Genomic DNA, 15,813 nt, shown 5'->3' with positions numbered 1-15,813 from the left:
TCACTCCGCGGCGGCCGGCGCCCGTTTCGCCGCGAGGCGCGCCTTCAGCCAGCCGGTCCAGAGGTCCATGCCCTCGCCCGTGCGGGCCGAGAGGGCGATGATCTCGATCTCCGGGTTCACCCGGCGCAGGTTCGCCTCGTAGAGGTCCATGTCCACGTCGCAATGCGGGGCGAGGTCGGTCTTGTTCAGGATCGCCAGCCGCGCCGCCTGGAACATGTCTGGGTATTTCAGCGGCTTGTCCTCGCCTTCGGTGACCGACAGGATCGCCACCTTGCAGTCCTCGCCAAGGTCGAAGCCCGCCGGACAGACCAGGTTGCCGACGTTCTCGATGAACAGCATCGCGCCGGGCGCGAGGTCGAGATGCTCCAGCGCGTGGCCCACCATGTGCCCGTCGAGGTGGCAGCCCTTGCCGGTGTTCACCTGCACCGCCCGCGCGCCGGTCGCACGGATACGGTCGGCGTCGTTCTGCGTCTGCTGGTCGCCCTCGATCACGGCAAGCGGCTGGTCCCCCAGCGCCTCGATGGTCCGGCACAGGAGCGTCGTCTTGCCCGAACCGGGGGAAGAGACGAAGTTCAACGCGAGGATACCCTTCGCGGCAAGCGCCCTGCGGTTGGCCCCCGCATAGCGGTCGTTCTTGGCGAGGATCGAGGTCTCGATCTCGATCAGCCGAGACTGCGACATGCCCGGCACCTCGACGCCCGCCGGACCGTGGCCGAAGTGGACGTGGTCGTGGGTGTCCCCGTGGTGATGGTCATGGCCGTGCTCGTGGTCATGGCCGTGCTCTTGGTCATGCCCATGGTGATGATGATGCCCGTGGTCATGATCGTGGTCATGGCCGTGCACCTTCACCTCTCCGTCTCCGCATCCGCAAACCGTACACATCACGCAGCCTCCAAATCCTTGATACGCATTTCGTCGCCGCCCTGCGGCATCAGCTTGCCCCCGCCGCAGTCCGGGCAGGGGTCCAGCCGGTGGGCGATCTCCACGACCTTCATGCAGTCGTAGCACATCGCCTGCCCCGGCAGGTCGATCACTTCCAGCACAGCCCCCTCGGCCGCAGAGCCGCGCATCACCACGTCGAATGCGAAGAACAGCGCCTCCTTCTCGACCCCGGCAAAGCGCCCGACCTCCAGCCGCACCCGCGCGATGCGGTCGACGCCGTGCTGGCGCGCGGTGTCTTCCAGCACCGTCCGGATGCCTTCGCAAAGCGAGAGTTCATGCATCGGTCTTCTCCTCCAGCCGGACCGGCACGCAGGGGTCCAGGATATCCAGAAGCAGCGGCGCCAGCCCCCGCTTGCGCCCCGGCAGCGCCGCGAGGCTCCGGTCCAGCACACCGCCCTCCGCCAGCAGGTGATCGGTCGGCGTCACCCGTTCGAAGGCGGTCACACGGCCTGCCTCTGTCCGTGCCGAGACACCGTAGCAGCCGCGGGCGGCGGGGACAAAAGCCTCTCCGTCCGGGGTCACGCGGAACGGCAGGCGCACGCCGGCCAGCAGGGCGTCAAGTTCCACGACCCGGCCCATGAGCCGCCAGAAGGGCCCGCGTCCGAAGTCCCGCTCGACCTCGCGCATCAGTGGATGCAGGGCCCAGCGTCCCGCGACAGAATTCTCCTGCGCCGTGCGGTCGAAGACCTCGGACCCTTCCGGCACCGGCAGGACACCCGTTGCCGCCTCGAACGGAGCAAAGCTGTCGCGCACCCGCCTCAGCAGAAGCATGACGCCCGCCCCCGCAGCCAAGGCGCTATCCAGTTCCGACAGATGCCGGGGCAGCCGTTCGACCGTCCCGAACAGCGGCGCGCGCAGCAGCGAAGGGTCCGCCTGCCAGCCCTGCGGCAGGACCATCGCCGAGCTGCCGAAATGGCGCGGCAGGCGGATGCACAGCATCAGGACGTGATCGCGCAGGATCTCCGCATGCAGGCGGTCGTCGGTGCCGTCCTCCAGCCGCAGACCGAAGGCCAGCCGTGCGGCGGTCTCCTGCGCGCCGCGGCACAGGTTGTAGATGCGCGGCAGGACCGCCGCCGCCTCCTCTGCCGGACGGCCGATGACAAGGCGCGCCACCGGCAGCGCCGGTCCCGTCCGCCATGCCAAGCCCGGCTGTCCGACGAGCGCCAGCATCGCGTTATTCCTCCTCGCCGGAGGCCATGCCGCCGGTGATGACCGCGCGCCGCGTCGGCGCGGGATTGAGCGCGGGCGCCCCGCCTTCCTCTTCTGCGGCCGCCTCTGCCGCCGCCAGCTCCGCCTCGCGCGCGGCACGGATGTCGGCAGAGCGGTCGGTCTCTGCCCGGTGCTCCTCCTGGAAGAGCGCGACCATCACGGCGCGCGCCACGTCGGCGGCGTCCTTGTGACTGCGGAAATCGCCCATCGGCGAGAACAGCGAACAGGCCTTGTAGCCGCCCGCCTGCTCCCGGACGTTGTGCAGGAACTCGTACTCGCCGGAGGGGAAAGCGATCACCTCCTTCTCGCCTGCCTTCAGCCCGGACCAGTCCTCGCCCTCGGCGGCCAGCATCACGAGGTTCATGAACCACGGCGAGATCAGCACGCCCAGCGGGCGGCCTTCGTAGAGGGTGAAGCCCACGGCCTCCACTCGCAGCGCGGCGTTGACCATCGGCACGTCGCGCATCTTCGAATGCCAGATCTCGCGGAAATCGGCCTCCAGCGCGGCGATGCGCGGGGCCAGCGCCGCCGCCTGCTGCGCCGCAACCGACCCCGGATCGGACTGCACGAGGAACTGTTCCTTCGGCGCCGAGCAGTTGGGGCAGGACCAGTCGTCCGGCAGGGCAAGGAAGGGCGTGCCCGGTTCCACCTGCCGCGTGTCGTCGCCCTCTGCCGGATCGTAGGGCGTCCAGCAGATCTTGCACTCCATGATCGCCTGCGCGCTGATCTTGTCCGCCGCGCCGAGGTAGGAACCTTCGAACCCGGTCTGCGTGTTCATCGGATCGCCTCCAGCACTTCGGCGATGCGCTCCGCGCTGTCGCTCAGGTCCTCGCTGGCGGCCAGCACCACCTCCGGCATGTCCGTCACCTCGAAGGTGTCGAGGATCAGCGTGTCCATCGAGTTGAAGAACTGTACCCGCCAGACATGCGGCAGCGCCGTCGCCGTGACGCGGCAGTTGCCGTAGCCGCGCGAGAGCAGCGTGGCAGAGCCCTGCCCCAGCGCGGTGTCGAGCCACAGCAGGTCCGGTTCGGTGTGCGGTAGCAGCGTCAGGTTGACGACATGCAGCTCCCGCGCGGCGGCGTAATGGGCGGAACGCTCTTCCAGCTCCACCGCCAGCGCCGGGGCATTAACCACACCCATGCCCTTCGGCGCCTGCGCACCGGCGGCGGGCTTGCGCGGGATGAAGGCGCGCGCCCGGGCGGCCTGCGGCACCTGTGCGACCTCGATGCGGTCGACGCCCTCTCCGGTGACGCGCCAGACCCCGGCAAACACCGACTCCTGCGCGGCGAGCGCGGGCAGGCCCCAGACCTTCACCGCCACTTCGCCCTCGCCCAGCGTCTCCTTGATCAGGGCGAGGTTGGCGGCGTCGAGCCCGGTCAGGTCGAAGGTCTTCGAGCCGCCGTCGCGGGCCACCTGCGCGCAGGCCTCTCCGACCTCCGCCAGGAGGGCCATGGCCTGATCCGCGTCGCCCGCCACATCCGGCACATGCGGCGCGTAGGTGCGCATGTCCTGCGGCATCGGCATGTATTCCAGCTGCGCGTCCTCGTCGCCCAGAGGCTGCGATCCGGGGCCGAAACCCACCGGGGGCAGTACGAAATTCGACATCTGTCTCTCTCCCTTATTCGGCGGCGACCGGAAGGCTCAGGATATGCGCGACGCGGGCCATGTAGTCGTCCCAGTCGCGCACCTTCGGCACGGCGCCGATCATCTCGCCCGCGCGCCAGAAGATCAGGCTGGGGGTCTTGAAGACCTTGGTCTCATTGCGGACCTGCTCCTCGATCCCGTCGCCGCAGACCGCGCAGTCGAAGCGGCCCTGGAACGCCTGCCGCAGCTCGGGCAGGATCACCGCGACGTCGGCGGTTTCGAGGTTGCGCACAGGATCGCCCGGCACGAACAGCACGTGCGCGCCGGGACCGGCGCGCCAGTCCTCCAGCGATCCCATGTCTTCGAAACGGGGCCAGCCGAATTCGGTCGTCAGGCGGGTGATGAGCGGATGGGACATGGCGGTCTCCTTCAGGCGGTGGTCTTGCCGGCGGCAAGGGCGGCTTGCAGATGGGGCGGCAGGCGCGGCCCGGTGTCTTCGAGGTCGGCAAAGGCGTCGCCCAGCGCGCCGCCGTTCATCAGCGACCGCAGGCCTGCCAGCGCACTGGCGATCTTCGCAGCCTCGTCGGCAGTGATGATCTCTCGTGCGGCGCCGAGGAAAGTCAGGACGTGGCAACCCACGGTCGCGTCCGGCGTCAGGGACAGGTCGATCACCTCGATCCCCTCTGCGCCCGAGGCCATGGCCGAGATGCCGTCGACCGAGAGGATCTCCATGGGGACGCCGACGCACATGGCTCAGGCGCCCGCAGGCAGGAAGCGGGCGTCGCCGATGCGGCAGGCCTCTTCCTCGGAGGGGCGGCCCTCCTCGTAGGCGTCGCGCAGGATCGACTTGTCGGCCAAGAGGTGTGTGTCGGCCTTGCCGGGCACGGGCTCGATGCCCATGGCGCGCAGCTTCTCCAGCGCGATCTCCAGCGCCGGGGCGATCTGCGCCGCCACCACCGCCCGCAGGCCGCCGCCGTAATCCTCAAGCTCCTCGGGCTGGCAGCCGATCAGGATCAGCGTCTCGGGGCAGTACCCCATGAGCTGCGCCGTCGCGATCACGTCCTGGAAACCTGTCTGGTGCAGCGACATCTTCTTGGCGCCCATGAAGGCGGGCACCTCGTCGCCCTCCACGATCTTCAGCGTGCCGGGGACCAGCCCGTAGTCCACCGCGTCGAAGACGATCAGGGTGTCGGCCTCTTCGAGGAACGGCAGCAGGTACAGCCCCTGCGTCCCCCCGTCGAGCAGCGTCACCTCCGCCGGGAAGGACCACGCGTCGGCCAGCGCCTCCACGCAGCGCACGCCGAACCCTTCGTCGGCCCAGAGCACGTTGCCGATGCCCATGATGAGGGTTTTCCCTGTCATGCTGTCCTCCTCCGTCGAGCCGCCTTGCCGGAAGCCTCGTTACCAGGCAGACCTTTCCATGGATGGGCGGCGGACGGCAACGGACTTGCCGGTTGGGGCCGTTTTTCGTGCATATTGAACAAACCCTTACCGGATAAGCGTTTTTTCAGGCAGACCGCGAACATCGGCGCACGACATCTGGAAACTTATCTTGCAACATTGCTGAAAACAGAAAGACAAAATTCCATCCAAAAAATGTATCTCCGGAGAATCTTGCACGCGGCGGCCGGAAAGCCGCTGACCGGAATGCGAAAAGGCGGGCCCTGCGACCCGCCTTCCCGTGCCTTCGCGGACGCCCCGTGTCAGTCGGCGCGGTCGTCCTTGAATGTGCGGTGCCCCGAGATCATCGTCGAGACGATGGACTGCCGGGACATGATGTCCTCGCGGATCGCCACGTAGATGTGGATGATCATGAAGATCACGATGAACCACATGCCGAGGTGATGTACCGAGTGCACGATCTGGCTGTTTCCGAACAGGGTGAGCACCCAGCTTGTGGCGGCATAGATGAAGCTGTGATCGCCCAGCCCCTCGCCGTAAAGCGCGAGACCCGTCAGGATCATGAAGGACAGGCCCACCGTCATGAACATGAACATGGCAAGCTGCGCCAGCGGGTTGTGGCCCACGTATTTCTTCGGCTCGCTTTCGAGGAAGGCGTACCACTTGACCTCGAACCACAGCTCCTTCCACCAGTGGCGGTTCCAGACAGGCACGTAGAACAGCTGCTTGGCGTGGTGGTTGCCGACGATGGCCCAGTAGATGCGCCCGAAGAAGCCCACCGTCAGGATAAGCCCGGCCGCGAAATGCGCGAAGCGGGTGTAGCCGAAGATGAACTGGTGCGTCGCCTCGCCGATCTGCATCGACGGGAACGGGTTGCCGATGAACCAGCCGGTGAAGACCAGCACGAAGATGCAGGCCGCGTTGATCCAGTGCCACAGGCGCACCGGCGCCTCGTAGACGTAGACGGAGGTGCGCTTGCGGATCGACTCGAGGTCCTGCGCGGTGGCGTCGCCGGTCAGGCGGGCCGTCGGCAGGGGCTCGATCCCCGGCCGCGGCTGGTGGATCGTCTCCGTGCCGTCATGCATCGTCCTTCCTCCGGAGGGAGATGCGGGCGGCCACCACGGCCACCGCGATCACCAAAAGCGCGGGTGCTAGGTGGGCAAGGCCGTGGCTGCTTTCCGGCACCGGGGCATGCGCCCCGTGTGCCATGGCCGAAACCGGAAGAAGTGCGATCAGTGCTGCAATGCGTTTCATGGTTCAGGTCCTCCCTCAGCGCACCTTGACGGTGGTCAGTTCCTCGCCGTCCGGCGACATGACGTGGGTGGAGCATGCAAGGCACGGGTCGAAGCTGTGCAGGGTGCGCAGGATCTCCACCGGCTCTTCCGGGCGCTCCATCTTGGTGTTCATCAGCGACGCCTCGAAGGCGCCGATGTTGCCCGCCGTGTCCCGGGGCGACCCGTTCCACGTGGTCGGCACGACGCACTGGTAGTTGTCGATGCGCCCGTCCTTGATGCGGACCCAGTGCCCCAGCGCGCCGCGCGGCGCCTCGGTCATGCCGACGCCCTTGGCCTCCTTCGGCCAGGTCGAGGGGTCCCATTTCGCCACGTTCGCGGTCGACTCGTCGCCGTTCTTGATGTTGGTCACCAGCTTGTCGAAGAAGTGCTTCTGCAACCGGCCGCAGTACTCCGACTCCAGCGCCCGCGCCGCGGTGCGCCCGAGGGTCGAGAAGACGGCCTCAAGCGGCAGGTCCATGTCGCGCAGCAGGCGGTCGACCTGGTCCTTGATCTCTTCGTGACCCTTGGCATAACCCACGACATAGCGGGCGAGCGGGCCCACCTCCATCGCGTTGCCCCGCCAGCGCGGCGCCTTGATCCACGAATACTTCGCCGCCTCGTCCAGTTCCTGGATGTCGGTCCGGGTGCCCTTGGCGTTGGGGCCAAGTTCGTAGTTCGGCTCCGTCACGCCGTCCCACGGATGCAGCCCCTTGCCCGCCTCGCCGTAGGTGTACCACGAATGGTCGACGAACTCCTGCACCTGCTCGGGGTCGCGCGGGTCGACGTCGTGCACCGTGGTGAGGTCGCCGTTGATGATCGCGCCGCGCGGCAGGTGAAGCTGCTCGGCGCTGAAATCGTTCGGGTTCTCGGGGATGTCCCCGTAGGCGAGGCACGCCTTGGACGACAGCCCACCGCCATAGAGCCAGTTCTTGTAGAAGCCGCCGATGGCCTTCACGTCCGGCAGGTAGACGTTCTTGTTGAACTCGATGCACTGCTCGATGATCGAGGACACCATGTTCAGGCGTTCCATGTTGATTGCGCCCACGGCCCCGGTCGAATGCACGTTGATCGGGCACGGCACGCCGCCCACCAGCCAGTTGGGATGCGGGTTCTTGCCGCCAAAGATGGTGTGGACCTTGACGATCTCCTTCTGGAGGTCGAGCGCCTCGAGGTAGTGGGTCGTGGCCATCAGGTCCGCCTCGGGCGGCAGCAGGTAGGCCGGGTTGTCCCAGTAGCCGTTCTTGAAGAGGCCAAGCTGCCCGCTTTCCACGAACTTCTTCAGCCGGTTCTGCACGTCCCGGAAGTAGCCGGGCGAGGACATCGGATGCGAGGGCGACACGGCCTGCTGCAGCTCCGACGTGGCCTTCGGGTCCGCCTTCAGCGCGTTGATCGGGTTCACCCAGTCGAGCGCATGCAGGTGGTAGAAGTGCACGACATGGTCGTGGATCTCCAGGTTGAGCTGCATGATGTTGCGGATGGAGTTCGCGTTGTCGGGGATGGTGATCCCCAGCGCATCCTCCACCGCCCGCACGCTGGTAAGCGCATGGGTGCCGGTGCAGACGCCGCAGATCCGCTCGGTAAAGGCCCAGGCGTCGCGCGGATCGCGGCCCTTCAAGATCACCTCCAGCCCGCGCCACATGGTCCCCGTAGAGACCGCGTTGCGGATGAAGCCCTCCTCGTCCACGTTCACTTCGCAGCGCATGTGGCCTTCGATCCGGGTCACCGGGTCCACGACGATCCGCTTGCCGGAATTGTCGAGGTCAAAGCCGTTCGGGGTTTGAATGACCATCTATCAGGCCTCCTCTTTCGCGGACTGGGTCTTTTTCTGTGCGGCCTTCAGCGCGGTCACGGCGGCATGGGCGGCGACGCCCGCCCCCACGACACCGGCAGCGGCCAGCCCGATCTTGTCGGCGTTCGCCTCGACCCCGAACTGGGTCAGATCGGTCACGCGGTTGTAGAAGCTGCCCTGGTCCCAGAAGCCGTCCTCGGAACAGCCGATGCAGCCATGGCCCGACTGGATCGGGAAGGACACGCCCTCGTTCCAGCGCACGGTGGAGCAGGCGTTGTAGGTGGTCGGGCCCTTGCAGCCCATCTTGTAGAGGCAATAGCCCTTGCGCGCGTTGTCGTCGTCCCATGCCTCGACGAACTGGCCGGCGTCAAAATGCGGACGGCGGTAGCACTTGTCGTGGATGCGCTGGCCGTAGAACATCGCGGGGCGGCCCTGCCGGTCGAGCTCCGGCAGCCGGTCGAAGGTCAGCATGTAGGTGATGACGCCGGTCATGACCTCGGCGATGGGCGGGCAGCCCGGCACCTTGATGATCGGCTTGTCGGTGATGACCTTGTGCACCGGCGTCGCCCGCGTCGGGTTGGGCGCCGCGGCCTGCACGCAGCCATAGGACGCGCAGGCGCCCCACGAGATGATCGCCTTGGCGTGCTCCGCCGCATGGCGCAGCTGCTCGACGAAGGGCTTGCCGCCGACGATGCAGTACATCCCGTCCTCGTTCAGCGGCGGGTTGCCTTCCACGGCGAGGATGTAGTTGCCCTTGTACTTCTCGATGGTGTCCTGCAGCGCCGCCTCGGCCTGGTGGCCCGCCGCCGCCATCAGCGTGTCGTCGTAGTCCAGCGAGATCATCGACAGCACCACGTCCTTCGCCAGCGGATGCGCCGAGCGGATGAACGACTCCGAGCAGCAGGTGCATTCCAGCCCGTGCACCCAGATCACCGGCGTGCGCGGCTTGGTCTCCATCGCGTGGGCGATCTGCGGCACGAAGGCGGGTCCCAGCCCCAGCGCCGACGCCGTCAGCGTGCAGTACTTCATGAAGCTCCGGCGGGTGATCCCCTGCCGGCGCATCACGTCATAGAAGGTTTCTATCTGGCTCAAGCTGGTCCCTCCCTGTCATCCGGCCTCGTCAGCGGCGCGATGCGGCGCTGCAGAATGCCGTGGCATACAAAGCTGCCACCCATATGGGCCGCTCGGAGGGGGTCGATGCAAAATGAATGTGCAGACCGCGCATATCTTCGATTAGTCACGGATTTTCAGATGCTTGCGCCGATTGTGCAGGTGACGGATGCGCCTACCTCCGGCAAAGGGCTGTCCGCTTTCCACCCGCTTCCGGTAAGTCGCTTTCCGCAGGGCCCCCTGCCGCAGCGCGGCAACCACGGACCCGAGTCATGTCCGTCCCGGTCGCGCGACACCCCGTAGGGTGGGGTTTCACGCCACCCTCCCCGCGCACCAACATCGCAACGAAAGGGCGGTCAGTCCGGCACCACCCGCGCCGCCGCCACCAGCGCCTGCCCCAGCGCCAGCCCGCCGTCGTTCGCGGGCACAGTCCGATGGACCAGCACCGGCACATCGCCAAGCGCATCCAGCGTCTCCCGCAGAAGGCGCGCGTTCTGGAAGCAGCCCCCCGTCAGCGCCACGGCCTCAGCCTCCCCGTCCCGCACCAGCGCCCGCGCGCGCCCGGCAAAGGCCCGCGCCAGCCCGGCATGGAACCGCGCCGACACCTGCGCCGCGCCCGCACCCCGCGACACGTCCTCATGAAGCGCGCGGAACACCGGCCCCGGGTCGATGACCGGCCCGTCATGGCCAAACTCATAGCCCGCACCGCCGCCCTCACCGGCCAGCGCCTCCAGCCGCATGGCCGCCTCGCCCTCGTAGCTCTGCCTGTCCGGGCAAATCCCGAGGCAGGCCGCGACCGCGTCGAAGAGCCGCCCGGCCGAAGACGACGCTGGCGCGTTCAGCCCCCGCGCCGCCGCCATCCGCAGCATGTCGCGCGGCGCATCGGGGAACAGCCCGTCCGCCCAGTCCGCCAGCCCCGCCGCGTCCAGCCGGACCAGCGCGTTGCGCCAGGGCTCCGCCTGCGCCCGGTCGCCGCCCACCAGCGGCACCGGCGCCAGCCAGCCGCGCCGCGCGTACCCGCGGTAATCGCCCAGCAGCAGCTCGCCGCCCCAGACCGTGCCATCCGGCCCCAGCCCCAGACCGTCCAGCACGATCCCGGCGACCGGCCCGCCGTCCAGCGGCCAGCCGTTCTCGCCGAGGCAGGACGCAAGGTGCGCGTGGTGATGCTGGACCTCCTCCAGCCGCAGCCCCTCCGCCTCCGCCCGCGCCGCCCCGTGGCGCGAGGCGCGGAAATCCGGATGCAGGTCCACGGCGACCACCTCCGGGCGATGATCGAAAAGCGCCGCATAATCCCGGTCGGCGTCGAGGAAAGCATCCCAGGTCAGCGCCTCGTCCAGCTCGCCCAGGTGATGCCCCAAAAGCGCCTGCCCGTTCTTCAGAAGGCAGATCGCCGCCTTCATCTGGCCGCCATAGCCCACCACCTGCGGCGCATCGCCAAAGCCCTCCGGCAGCGGCAGCGTCCCCGGCACCCGCCCCCGCGCCCGGCGCAGAACCATCGGCGGCTCCGCCCGTTCGACGGAATCGTCCAGCCGCCGCGCGATGTCGCGATCGTGCAGCAGGAAGGCATCGGCGAACGGCCCGAGCTTTTCCCGCGCCTCCGCGTTGCCGATCACCTGCGGCTCACCCGACAGGTTGCCCGAGGTCATCACCAGCACGCCCCCGAAGGCGTCGAGCAGCAGGTGGTGCAGCGGCGTGTAGGGCAGCATCCAGCCCAGTTCCGCCATGCCCGGCGCCACGCCTTCATGCAGGGTCTCGCAGCCCTTCGGCAACAGCACGATCGGCGCCGCCGGATCGCGCAGCAGCGCCTCCGCCGCGCCGTCCACCCGTGCGAACCGCCGGACCACCTCCAGCGGCGCCATCAGCGCAAAGGGCTTCGTCGGCCGCCGCTTGCGCGCCCGCAAGAGCGCCACCGCCTCCGCGTTCGCGGCGTCGCAGGCCAGGTGGACCCCCCCCAGCCCCTTGACCGCCAGCACCTCGCCCCGCGCCAGCCGCGCCACCGCTTCGGCCAGACCGCCCTCCGGCTCCAGCCACAGCCGCGGACCGCAGTCCGGGCAGGCCACCGGCTGCGCGTGAAAGCGCCGGTCGCCCGGGTCGCCATACTCCGCCCGGCAGGCGCCGCACATCGGGAAGGCCGCCATGGTCGTCTGCGCCCGGTCGTAGGGCAGCCCCCGCAGGATGGTGAAGCGCGGCCCGCAATGGGTGCAATTGGCAAAGGCATAGCCGTGCCGCCGGTCGCCGGGATCGCGCACCTCCGCCAGGCACTCGGCGCAGCTCGCCGCGTCCGGCGTCACCCGTGTCTCGGCCCCCGCCCCTTCGGACGCGCCGATGACAAAGCCCTCCGCCTCCACCTCGCAAGGCATGGACTCCACCGAATCCACCCGTGCCAGCAGGGGCGCACGCTCCACAAGCGCCCGCTCGAACCCGTCCAGGTCGGGCCCGGCGGCGAGGATCAGCACACCCTCGGGATCGTTCAGCACGATCCCGGTCAGCCCCCGCTCGCGCGCAAGCTGCCAGACGAAGGGGCGGAAGCCCACGCCCTGCACCTGACCGCGCACCCGTATCCGCCTCCCCGCTCCCATGTCTTCACCTTGGTCCAAATACCTCGGCGCACCGCCTGCCACACCGCAGGCCGCCGACACCCGGGCGCGCCCTGCCCAACCGCAGACACGGCGCCATCAATGCACCGTGCAGACCATGCACGGGTCGAAGCTCCGCACCACGTGCTGCACGGCCAGGGGCGTGTCCTCGCCCTGGCGCACCTCCGCACCGACCAGCGCCGCCTCCACCGGGCCGGGCACGCCGCTGCCGTCGCGGGGCGAGAAGTTCCACGTGGTCGGCGCCACGATCTGGTAGCTGGAAATGCGCCCGCCCTCGACACTCAGCCAGTGGCCGAGCGACCCGCGCGCCGCCTCCACCAGCCCCACGCCGGACCCGTCCCGGGGCAGCGCCACCTCGGTCATGAAAGCCTTCTCGGGCGCGATCCCGGCCAGCAGCCCCTCCAGCACGATCTGCGTCCGCGCGATCTCCAGCAGGCGCCCGGCGACACGCGCCCGCACGCCGCCCTCCCCCGCCAGCGCCACCGCCAGCGGGTGGCCGTCGACGATCTGCCGGGCCAGCGCGCCGACCTCCACCGTCTCTCCGCCCAGCCGCGGCGCCTTGCACCAGCTGTAGGCCTCCTCGCGCATGGCCGCGTCGGGCCGCGTCTCCCCGGCCGAAGGATGCGCCGCCGCGCCCAGCATCCAGGCGTGGCTCAGGTCCTCGACGATGGCCCCCTCGTCCACCGGCCCCACCGCGCCGCCCTGCCAGAGCCCGCGCCGGAAGAGCCGCCCCTCCGGCACCGGGTAGGCGCCGAAGGACATGTAGCGCCCCGGGCCCCGGCCCAGATCGGTGAGCCCGGTGTCCGCCGCCACCTCAAGGAACAACCCGGCGTCTCCCGCGTCCCAGCGCTCCAGCCCCGCCACGTCCGACAGCGCGTCGAAGGCCTCAAGCGGTGCGCCGAAGACCTCGCGCTCCAGGAACCGCCGGAAGCCCGCCAGCCACGCGCCGATCCGCGCCTTGTCGCGCGCGGAAGGCGCCCGCGTGACGCCCCCGGGCTGGATCGCCAGCGTATGCGGCCACTTGCCGCCCAGAAGCCCCACGATGTGGAAAAGCTCGGCCCGTGCCGCCACGGCCGCCCGTGTGCCGGACCCCTGCCCGGCCAGGAACCGCGCCTGCACCCGGTCGTGCCAGCCCCGGCCCGCATAGCCCGCACGCGCGAAATCCGGCATGAAGAACAGGTAGAAATGCGTCAGGTGGTCCAGCAGGTTCTCCACCCCGTGCAAAAGCGCGGCGACCCGCGCGCCCTCCGGCGCCATTTCCGCCCCGGCAAGATCCGCCAGCGCCAGGGCCGCCGCCGCCGATTGCGAGATCGAGCAGATGCCGCAGATCCGCGGCGTGATCGTCAGCGCGTCCTCCGGCCCCTTGCCGATCATCATCCGCTCGAACCCGCGGAACATCGGCGAATTGGCATAGGCCGCAGCCACGCGGCCCTCCGCCACCTCAAGCCGGATCTCCAGGTCGCCCTCGACCCGGTTGAACGGCCCAACCAGCAAGGTCTTGGTCATGAACGCGCCTTCGGGCTGGGGGGGACGCGGATCCGGTCCGACACCGCGTTCCGCCCGATGCGCGGCGGCGTTGCCGCCTTCGACAGGGAAGCCAGCGCCATGAACCACGCCTTGGGCATGTCGGTCGGCAGTCCCACCGGGATGCCCGCGAACTTCGGCGTCTCGGCGAAGGCGTGGCCGGGTTCCTCGAACTCCGGCGCGGTGCAGTTGATGCAGGGATAGCCCGCCCGCGTGCAGGACCCCTCGCCGTTCCAGCCGCGGATGTTGCAGTCACCCACGGCCTGTGTGCCGACGCAGCCCAGATGCTCCATCATGCAGCCGATCTGGCTCAGCTTCTCGGCGCTGGCCTTGTACTCGTAGAACTCGTTCTTCGGGCAGGCATGGTGCACGAGGTTCTCGGCATAGAACTTCGGTCGCCCCAGCGTGTCGAGCGCGCCGGCATCCAGCACGCCTTCGGCCAGCATCATCAGCGTCTCCGTCACCCAGTCGGGATGCGTCGGGCAACCCGCGACGTTGACCACCGGCAGGCCGCCCTTCGCCACGAACCCGGCCCCGAGCGCGCCGCCCCTGTGCGCCCCGTCGTATTGCAGGCCCATCGCGTCGGTCAGGTTCTCGCCCGCCGAGGTCACGCCGCCGTAGGTCGCGCAGGTGCCCACCGCCACCACATGCGTGGCCAACGCCGAGAGCGCGCGCACCCAGTCGAGCATCGACCGCCCGGTGCCCGCCATCATCTGGTAGCGCCCGGTGCCGCCCGGCCCCATCAGGATGGAGCCTTCGACACAGAGCACGTCGAGCCGCTGCTCGCCCGCCTCGATCGCGGCCAGCAAGGCGCGCACCTCGCCGCCCGTCGCCTCAGAGAACGACGGGTGCCACAGCATCTCGATCCCCGCGCCCTCCAGCAAGTCGAAGACCCCCGGCGCCTCCGCGCAGAGGAGTGACATGGAGCATCCGCCGCAACCCGCGGTCTGCAACCAGAGTACGTTCATTCCGGCTCCGTTCCTTTCCCGGCGTCCCTGCCGGTGTCCTTCCCGGCCTCCGCGCGCCTCAGCGCGACACGGAAGCAGGCGCCGCTCTCCTGCGGCAGCAGTTCCAGCGTGCCGCCGTGTTCCTCGACGATCTTGGCCGAGATCGCCAGCCCCAGCCCCGTCCCCGCGCCCACGTCCTTGGTGGTGAAGAACGGGTCGAAGATCGCCGCCGTCAGCTCCTCCGGCACGCCGGGACCGTTGTCGCAGATGTCGATCATCTCGCGCCCGGCATCGCTGTGCAGCCGCAGGGTGACCTCTGCGTCCGCCTGCCCAGCCATGGCGTCCGCCGCGTTCTGCACGAGGTTCATCAGCACCTGCTGGATGTGTCCCGGACGGCCCACCGCAGGCCCGTCGCAGGCGCCCTCGAAGGTGATCTTCAGGTCCGACCGGCTGCCGCGCTCCACCCAGCTGGCCGCAACGCGCGCGCAGTCGCCAAGGTCGAAGGGCACCATGTCGCCCGTCCCGTCCGCCGACAGGCGCCGCAGGTCGGCCACGATGTCGCGCACCCGCTCCGCCCCCTCCTGCGCGCCGTTCAGGGCGGACCGCAGGTTCTTCAGGTCACGGTCAAGCCGCAGCTTCGCGCGCAACTCCACCAGTTCCTCGCGCGAGGCGCCGGCCTGCACCCGCTCGAAATACTGTTCGAACCGGTCGACGTATTTCCCCAGCGCGTGCGAGTTGGCGTAGACGAAGCTGATGGGGTTGTTCAGCTCGTGCGCCACCCCGGCCAGCAGCCGCCCGAGCGAGGCGAGCTTCTCGTTGCGCACCAGCAGGGTCTGGGCCTGCTTCAGCCGTTCATGGCCCTCCGCCAGTTCCGAATAGGCGCGCCGCAGCTCGCCCAGAGGCCGGCCCGTCAGCACGACACCGACGCGGCGGCGCTGCTCCTGCCGGGGCGCCACGCGCCATTCCACCGGCTCTGGCCCGTCGCGTCCGGAAAGCGGCGCCTCCACCCCCGCGACGCTACGGTCCATAAGCGCCTGCTCGATGGCCCGGCCAAGCGCCGCGCGCGCGTCTGGTTCGAGGAAATCGAGGAAGGGCCGCCCCACGGTGCGCGCCTCCGCCACGCCCGCCATCGCGCAGAACGAGGCGCTCGCCTCCACGATCAGCCCGTCGCGGTCGGTCACCACAAGGTAGTCGCCGATCGACTCGCGGATCGATGCGAGCACACCGCGCAGCGCCCTCAGTTCGGCGTTCCGGCTCTCCAGCTTTTCCTGGTAATCCACAAGCTCCGCATAGGTGCGGTCCACCGCGCGCAGCACGTCCGCCCATGCGGCCTCCCCCATCTCCCCGGGGGCGCCGCCGGGCGTGTCGCCCTGTCCATGGCCTGCGAAGCTGTTCTCCATGCCACGACCCTAGCCGCCCCGGACCGCAAAGCACAA

16 protein-coding genes are annotated in these 15,813 nt (G+C 69.2%); all 16 read right to left on the bottom strand.

Annotated features, from left to right (window positions below):
- The 16 genes from hypB to CDO87_RS15550 all read right to left on the bottom strand — a co-directional run bounded on the left by hypB (position 1) and on the right by CDO87_RS15550 (position 15,777).
- Positions 1 to 882 (bottom strand): hydrogenase nickel incorporation protein HypB, encoded by an 882-nt coding sequence (gene hypB / locus CDO87_RS15620; RefSeq protein WP_100929637.1) that lies wholly within the window; start codon positions 880 to 882, stop codon positions 1 to 3.
- Positions 882 to 1,223 (bottom strand): hydrogenase maturation nickel metallochaperone HypA, encoded by a 342-nt coding sequence (gene hypA / locus CDO87_RS15615; RefSeq protein WP_100929636.1) that lies wholly within the window; start codon positions 1,221 to 1,223, stop codon positions 882 to 884. The genes hypB and hypA overlap by 1 nt, the downstream gene beginning before the upstream one ends.
- Positions 1,216 to 2,112 (bottom strand): hydrogenase expression/formation protein HupK, encoded by an 897-nt coding sequence (locus tag CDO87_RS15610; RefSeq protein WP_100929635.1) that lies wholly within the window; start codon positions 2,110 to 2,112, stop codon positions 1,216 to 1,218. The genes hypA and CDO87_RS15610 overlap by 8 nt, the downstream gene beginning before the upstream one ends.
- A gap of 4 nt (positions 2,113 to 2,116) precedes the next feature.
- A complete protein-coding gene (gene hybE / locus CDO87_RS15605; protein ID WP_100929634.1) occupies positions 2,117 to 2,929 on the bottom strand; it encodes a [NiFe]-hydrogenase assembly chaperone HybE in 813 nt (270 codons plus the stop codon).
- A complete protein-coding gene (locus tag CDO87_RS15600; protein ID WP_100929633.1) occupies positions 2,926 to 3,756 on the bottom strand; it encodes a hydrogenase expression/formation protein in 831 nt (276 codons plus the stop codon). Before CDO87_RS15600 ends, hybE begins: the two co-directional genes overlap by 4 nt.
- A gap of 13 nt (positions 3,757 to 3,769) precedes the next feature.
- Positions 3,770 to 4,153: a hydrogenase accessory protein gene (locus CDO87_RS15595; RefSeq protein WP_100929632.1), complete on the bottom strand. Its 384-nt coding sequence runs from the start codon at positions 4,151 to 4,153 to the stop codon at positions 3,770 to 3,772.
- Positions 4,154 to 4,164: 11 nt separating this feature from the next.
- Positions 4,165 to 4,485: a HypC/HybG/HupF family hydrogenase formation chaperone gene (locus CDO87_RS15590; protein WP_100929631.1), complete on the bottom strand. Its 321-nt coding sequence runs from the start codon at positions 4,483 to 4,485 to the stop codon at positions 4,165 to 4,167.
- A gap of 3 nt (positions 4,486 to 4,488) precedes the next feature.
- Entirely contained in the window at positions 4,489 to 5,097 is a 609-nt protein-coding gene (locus CDO87_RS15585) for a HyaD/HybD family hydrogenase maturation endopeptidase (RefSeq protein WP_100929630.1), read from the bottom strand.
- Positions 5,098 to 5,438: 341 nt separating this feature from the next.
- Entirely contained in the window at positions 5,439 to 6,221 is a 783-nt protein-coding gene (cybH, locus tag CDO87_RS15580; RefSeq protein WP_100929629.1) for a Ni/Fe-hydrogenase, b-type cytochrome subunit, read from the bottom strand.
- The gene (locus CDO87_RS26805; protein WP_157815012.1) at positions 6,214 to 6,390 is read right to left on the bottom strand and encodes a hypothetical protein; all 177 of its coding nucleotides are present in this window, start codon (positions 6,388 to 6,390) and stop codon (positions 6,214 to 6,216) included. Before CDO87_RS26805 ends, cybH begins: the two co-directional genes overlap by 8 nt.
- Positions 6,391 to 6,405: 15 nt before the next feature.
- The gene (locus tag CDO87_RS15575) at positions 6,406 to 8,199 is read right to left on the bottom strand and encodes a nickel-dependent hydrogenase large subunit (RefSeq protein ID WP_100929628.1); all 1,794 of its coding nucleotides are present in this window, start codon (positions 8,197 to 8,199) and stop codon (positions 6,406 to 6,408) included.
- 3 nt (positions 8,200 to 8,202) lie between these two features.
- Positions 8,203 to 9,291 carry a hydrogenase small subunit gene (locus tag CDO87_RS15570; protein WP_100929627.1) on the bottom strand — a complete coding sequence of 363 codons (1,089 nt, stop codon included), beginning with the start codon at positions 9,289 to 9,291 and terminating at the stop codon, positions 8,203 to 8,205.
- A 374-nt stretch (positions 9,292 to 9,665) separates the two neighbouring features.
- Positions 9,666 to 11,888 carry a carbamoyltransferase HypF gene (gene hypF / locus CDO87_RS15565; protein WP_100929626.1) on the bottom strand — a complete coding sequence of 741 codons (2,223 nt, stop codon included), beginning with the start codon at positions 11,886 to 11,888 and terminating at the stop codon, positions 9,666 to 9,668.
- 96 nt (positions 11,889 to 11,984) lie between these two features.
- The gene (locus tag CDO87_RS15560) at positions 11,985 to 13,412 is read right to left on the bottom strand and encodes a nickel-dependent hydrogenase large subunit (RefSeq protein ID WP_100929625.1); all 1,428 of its coding nucleotides are present in this window, start codon (positions 13,410 to 13,412) and stop codon (positions 11,985 to 11,987) included.
- Complete coding sequence (locus tag CDO87_RS15555) at positions 13,409 to 14,398, bottom strand: HupU protein (RefSeq protein ID WP_100929624.1); 990 nt, start codon at positions 14,396 to 14,398, stop codon at positions 13,409 to 13,411. Before CDO87_RS15555 ends, CDO87_RS15560 begins: the two co-directional genes overlap by 4 nt.
- The gene (locus tag CDO87_RS15550) at positions 14,395 to 15,777 is read right to left on the bottom strand and encodes a sensor histidine kinase (protein WP_100929623.1); all 1,383 of its coding nucleotides are present in this window, start codon (positions 15,775 to 15,777) and stop codon (positions 14,395 to 14,397) included. The genes CDO87_RS15555 and CDO87_RS15550 overlap by 4 nt, the downstream gene beginning before the upstream one ends.
- Positions 15,778 to 15,813: the final 36 nt, after the last annotated feature.

Source organism: Sagittula sp. P11 (genome assembly GCF_002814095.1).
In the GTDB taxonomy this organism is placed as follows: domain Bacteria; phylum Pseudomonadota; class Alphaproteobacteria; order Rhodobacterales; family Rhodobacteraceae; genus Sagittula.
This window is presented reverse-complemented; position numbering and strand designations above follow the sequence as displayed.